General features: G+C 75.3%; 1 protein-coding gene. It reads right to left on the bottom strand.

Annotated features, from left to right (window positions below):
* Positions 1 to 1260, bottom strand: a 1260-nt coding sequence (locus ACWDCZ_RS41505; protein WP_449818749.1) for a condensation domain-containing protein, incomplete at both ends; no start/stop codon positions are given.

Here is a 1260-nt window from a genome sequence, read left to right as displayed (position 1 = left end):
GAAAGCGTTCCCGCAGCGCCGAGTCCGTCACCAGGACGCGCGCGTCGGCGTCCGCCACCAGGTGGGACAGCCGGGCGGGCGGCTGCTCCGGGTCCAGTGGCAGGTAGCAGCCGCCGGCCTTCAGGACGGCGACCAGCGCGACCGCCAGGTCCGGCGACTGCTCCAGGCACACCGCCACCCGGTCGTCCGGCCGGACGCCCAGCGCCCGCAGCCGCCGGGCCAGGGCCGTCGCCCTGGTGTCGAGTTCGCGGTGGGTGACGGTGGCGTCCTCGAAGACCAGGGCCGGGCGGTCGCCCGCCTGCCGGGCCGCGGCGGCGAGCAGCGCGGTCAGCGTCCGGGGCCCGCCGTCGGGGAGGTCCGGGCTGGCCGCCCAGTGGTCGAGCACGTCGGCGCGCTCGGTCGCGGTCAGCAGCGGCAGGTCCTCGACGGGCCGGTCCGGATCGGCGGCGGCGGCGGTGAGCAGGACCTCGAAGCGCTCGGTGAGCCGGCGCACGGTGTCGGCGTCGAAGAGGTCGGTGCGGTAGGTGATCAGGCCGAAGAGCCCGCCGTCCTTCTTCTCCCGGAGGTAGAACGCGAGGTCGGCGTGGCTGGTGGTGGCCGCGTGCCCGAATCCCTCCGCGGTGGCGGCGGGTGCGGCGGAGGCCGCGCGGTCGCCGTAGTTCTGGAAGGCGAAGGTCACCTGGAACACCGCCGAGCGGCTGACGTCCCGCTCGATGTCCAGGTCCGCGACCATCTGCTCGAACGGCACCTCCTGGTGGGTGTAGGCGTTCAGCGTCGTCTCCCGCACCCGGCCGACGAGCTGCCCGAAGGTGAGCCCCTCCTCCAGCCGCGCCCGGATCGGCAGCATGTTGACGAACGCGCCGACCACGCCCTCCAGTTCGCGGTGGAGCCGGCCGGCCACGGCCGAGCCGACCGCGAAGTCCCGCTGTCCGGCGTGCCGGCCGAGCAGCGCCTGGAGCCCGGCCATCAGCACCATGTACGTCGACGCCCCGCGGGCGCGGGCGCACTCCGCGAGGGCGTGCACGAGCTCCGGGCTCCAGTGCAGTTCGACGGCCGCGCCGTCGTAGCCGAGCAGCAGCGGCCGGGGGCGGTCGGCGGGCAGCTCCAGGGCGGGGACGTCGGCGAGTTCGGTGCGCCAGTAGGCGCGGGAGTCGGCCAGGGCGCCGCTGAGCACCGGGTGGTCCTGGCCGCTGAAGCTGACGGTCAGGTAGCCCTGGCAGCCGGTGTCCTTCAGCGGGTCCTGGCCGCGGTCCTGGAGCA

The organism is Kitasatospora sp. NPDC001225 (assembly GCF_053597855.1).
The sequence above is the reverse complement of the archived record's forward strand: the minus strand, read 5'-3'. Positions and strand labels throughout refer to the sequence as shown.